The sequence below is a fragment of the Spirillospora sp. NPDC046719 genome (assembly GCF_040645715.1).
Classification (GTDB): domain Bacteria; phylum Actinomycetota; class Actinomycetes; order Streptosporangiales; family Streptosporangiaceae; genus Spirillospora.
This window is the reverse complement of the sequence record NZ_JBEYYT010000658.1, coordinates 1-3,935: the sequence shown is the minus strand read 5'-3', so window position 1 is coordinate 3,935 and position 3,935 is coordinate 1. Positions and strand designations below refer to the sequence as shown.

The following is a 3,935-nucleotide window of genomic DNA, read 5'->3' as shown; positions in this document are numbered from 1 at the left end:
GAACCGGCCAGGTCGATAAAGGCACTGGCTTTTAACACGCTGTTGAGTTCTCAAGAAACGGACACCCACCGCGCCGGACCCGCTTCCGCGAGCCCGCTCCGGGGCAACCCTTCTAACTTACCAGGTTCATCCTCGGTGTCAAGCTGACCGGTGAAGATCTTTTCGACGGTCGAGGAAGTTCCTGATCCTCCGCGCGTCACGACCGGACAGACCGAAGGTCCGTCATGATCGTTCATCGGGAGGTGCCCTCCGGGCCGGCCACCTTGCGGCGTCCTGCATCCCGTCTCGGGCTGACCCAGTCATCGTACATCAGCCCGGGCGATGCCCGAACCGTTTTTCCGAGTCCTGGTTCCCCGGGGCGATCCGCCTCTCGGCGTCCCGCATCCCTGGGGGCGAGAGAGAGATTAGGACGCCCCCGGAAGACCGTCAAATCAAAGCGCTCCGGTCCCGGCCCCCACCCCCTTCCGACCATCCCCGTCAGGCCCGTTGACCTCCCTTTTCCCACCCTTAGTGGACCGGGTCACAGTGCGGTACCGTTCGCAGTCCCGAGTCGCTCGCCCGTCCGGCCGTTCCGGCGGAGCGGCGGCCGGTCCCCGGTTCGGCCGGTCCCCGATGCCGGCCGAGGTGAGGAGGAACGCCCGTGAGTGTCCCCGCAACCGTCCGCGCCTCGGCGGAGCGCCTGGTGGTCGCCGCGACGATGGGACCGACGGTCCATGACGTGCACGCCTGGCGGTTCAAGGTCGCCGCGGGCCTCATCGAACTGCACGCCGACCCCGACAGGTTCAGGCCGCTGCGCGATCCGGCGGGCCGGGCCCTGCACCTGGCGAGCGGGGCCGCGCTGGTGAACCTGCGGCTCACCGCCGCCCAGCTCGGTCACGAGGCCGTGGTGCGGCTGCTTCCCGACGCGGCCCGCCCCGCGCTCCTCGCCACCGTCCGCCTCGCGGGACGGCATCGGGTGACGCGGGAGGAGCGGCTGCTCTGCGCCGCCACGCTCCGCCCGCTGTCCGCCACGGCATCGCCGGCCGGTGAACGCCCGTCGGCGCACGTCCTCAACGAGCTCCGAGAGGCGGCGCGCTTGGAGGGCGCGGCGCTCCACCCGCTTCCGACCTCCCCGGACGGGGGCGCGCAGCGCGCCGTCCTGACCACCGGCGGGGACGGCCGCACCGAGTGGCTCCGCGCCGGGCAGGCCCTCCAGCGGGTGCTGCTCAGCGGTACCGCACGCTCGGTGTCGGCGTCGTTCAGCTTCGATGCCGCGGACGTCCCCGGTGTGCGGGAGGTGACCACGCCCGGTGAGATCCCCCAGGCGCTGCTCGAACTCGCTCAACAGGAACCGGCCCGTCCCCGCGGACGGCTATTCGAGCCGGCGGTAGACCGACAGCACGAAGGAAAGCGGAACTGGCAGCGGATCCGGTAGCGGCCTGAGCCGTTCCCACAGCCGGTCCGCCGGAACGTGATGCGCGCTGGGCCCCATGCCCACGAGGGTCGCGGTCTCCTCATGCGTGAGGACGGCCTCGCCCTCGATCTGCTGCCGCGAATCGAACTTGAAGTAGCCGGCCAGGGCCGCGTCCATCCGCTCGGTCTTGCGCTCGTCGATCGACAGCAGCCCGAGCGACTCCACGAGGGTGCCGAGATGCCGGGGCGACGGCGTCACCGTGAAGAGCAGACCGTCCGGGCTCAGGACACGGTGGAACTCGGCGGCGTTGCGGGGGGCGAACACGTTCACGACGGTCGCCGCCGCGCCGTCGCGCACCGGAAGCGGACGCCACAGGTCCGCGACGACCGCGCCGGCGCGCGGATGCGCTTTCGCTGCGCGGCGGGCGGCGTGCTTGGAGATGTCCAGGGCGAGGCCGGCCGCGTCGGGTGCCCGTTCCAGGATGCGGGCCAGATAGTGGCCGGTGCCCGCGCCGGCGTCCAGGACCAGGCAATGCCCGTCCAACGATCTCCCGACGCTCCCGGCCAACCGCGCGGCGAGCACGTCGAAATGGCCGGCGCCGAGGAACTCGGCGCGGGCCCGCACCATCTCGGGCGTGTCCGCCGTGCCGGGCCGCGCGTTTCCCGGCAGCAGATTCGCGTAGCCCTGCCGCGCGATGTCGAACGCGTGCCCGGACGCGCAGAGCAGTCCCCGCTCCGCCAACGCCAGATCCCCTCCGCAGACGGGGCACACCAGGTACGGGACGACATCGGCGAGCATCCGTCCATCATCGTCCATCGGCGGGCCGCGGCGGGCGCCGCGGGGCGCATCTTTGCCATCCTGCCGCGCCCGCGACGGCTGCCCGTCCCCTGCCCGCAACCCGGCGCGGACGGGGCGTCCCGGAGGTCGACGGGGCGTCCGGGAGGTCGACGGGGCGTCCCGGAGGCTCAGGTGTCGGCGCGGCGGCGGACGTCCTCCATGTCGAGGGCCCGGACCTGCTCGATCACGTTCTCCAGCACGGACTCCGGCAGCGCGCCCGGCTCCGCGAAGACGATCACTCCGTCGCGGATGGCCATCAGCGTGGGGATCGAGGCGATCCCGAAGCGTTCGGACAGCTCCGGCTGGGCCTCGGTGTCGACCTTGCCGAAAACGATGTCGTCGTGCTTGCCCGCGGACTTCTCGAAGACGGGCGCGAACCGCTTGCACGGGCCGCACCACTCCGCCCAGAAGTCGACCAGCACGATGCCGTCCCCTTGGGCCACCTCGTCGAAGTTCTCGGCGGTGAGTGTGACGGTCGCCATGTCGGTTTCTCCTCTGCCGGGGTATCAGGACGGTAGAGCGGCTGCCAGCCTCGCAGTATTCCGCACTCGGGAATCACAGGACGGTAATTAGCGTTGACCTCATAGGGAGATCGCACCGGAGAAGGGTCAGGATGGCTGCAACCCGTACCAAGGGCGACAGGGTCGACGTCACCGACAAGGATCTTGTCGGAGCGTACCTCGACCGGATCGGCCGTACTCCCCTGCTCGACGCGCAGGAGGAGGTCGATCTGGCCAAGGCGATCGAAGGGGGCCTGTACGCCGAACAGCTGCTCGAGGAGGGACGCACGCCCGCGGGCGCGTCCCGCGAGGAGCTGGAGGACCTGGTCGCGGCGGGGCTGCGCGCCAAGCAGCGCTTCGTCGAGGCCAACCTGCGGCTGGTCGTCTCGATCGCCCGGAAGTACCCGACCGACTCGTTGCCCCTCATAGACCTCATTCAAGAGGGGAACCTGGGGTTGATGCGCGCGGTGGAGAAGTTCGACTACCGGCGCGGCTTCAAGTTCTCCACATACGCGACCTGGTGGATCAGGCAGGCGATCGGGCGCGGGCTCAGCCACACGGCCCGCACGATCCGGCTGCCCGTCCACGTGGAGGAGGAGCTTTCCCGGCTGCGGCGCGCCGAGCGGCAGCTCGGCCGCGAACTCGGCCGCGAACCGACCCGTGACGAGCTCGCCGGGGCGCTGGGCGCCGAACCCGAGCACGTCGACGAGCTGCTGCGCTGGCGGCGCGACCCGGCGAGCCTGGACGCGACCGTCGACGACGCCGGCGAGACGCCCATGGGCGATCTGCTGGAGGACCCGGAGGCGGTGACGCCCGAGGCGGAGATCCTGGCGCTGGACGACCTGGAGGGCCTCGGACGGCTGCTGGACCGGCTGCCCGAGCGGGAGTCGGCGATCCTGCGGGCCCGTTTCGGGATGGACAACGGCCAGCCGCTGTCCTACGCGCAGATCGGCGCCCGGTACGGCCTGAGCCACAACCGGGTGCGGCAGATCACCGACCGTTCGCTGCGGCGGCTGCGCCAGCTGGCGACCGAGACGGACCTGAGCGGGCGCCGCGCCCTGGCGAACGCGCCCCATGCGTCCCACTCGCCGCACGCGACGCGGGAGCCCGTACGGGCCGGCGCGGGGAGCCGCGCGGCCTGAACCCGCCTCGGCCGGACAACCGAACATCGTGCATGATCCGCCGGCCTGGCGGCCTCGATGAGG

Annotated in this window: 4 protein-coding genes; 2 read left to right on the top strand and 2 right to left on the bottom strand. The window is 71.5% G+C overall.

The genetic code is table 11. From position 1 onward, the window contains the following. Positions 1–640: 640 nt before the first annotated feature. Positions 641–1,414 (top strand): hypothetical protein, encoded by a 774-nt coding sequence (locus ABZ914_RS48165; RefSeq protein WP_433136647.1) that lies wholly within the window; start codon positions 641–643, stop codon positions 1,412–1,414. Here ABZ914_RS48165 and ABZ914_RS48160 read toward each other — a convergent pair. Next, on the bottom strand, positions 1,352–2,191 hold the full coding sequence (locus tag ABZ914_RS48160) for a putative RNA methyltransferase (RefSeq protein ID WP_500201327.1): 840 nt from the start codon (positions 2,189–2,191) through the stop codon (positions 1,352–1,354). The two genes, ABZ914_RS48165 and ABZ914_RS48160, sit on opposite strands and share 63 nt — an antisense overlap. Positions 2,192–2,358: 167 nt before the next feature. After that, positions 2,359–2,712, bottom strand: coding sequence for a thioredoxin (trxA, locus tag ABZ914_RS48155; RefSeq protein WP_387020934.1), 354 nt, complete (start codon positions 2,710–2,712; stop codon positions 2,359–2,361). Between the two features lie 131 nt (positions 2,713–2,843). On the opposite strand from trxA, the gene ABZ914_RS48150 reads away from it, so the two are divergent. Further along, entirely contained in the window at positions 2,844–3,872 is a 1,029-nt protein-coding gene (locus ABZ914_RS48150; RefSeq protein WP_500201326.1) for a sigma-70 family RNA polymerase sigma factor, read from the top strand. Positions 3,873–3,935 lie beyond the last annotated feature (63 nt).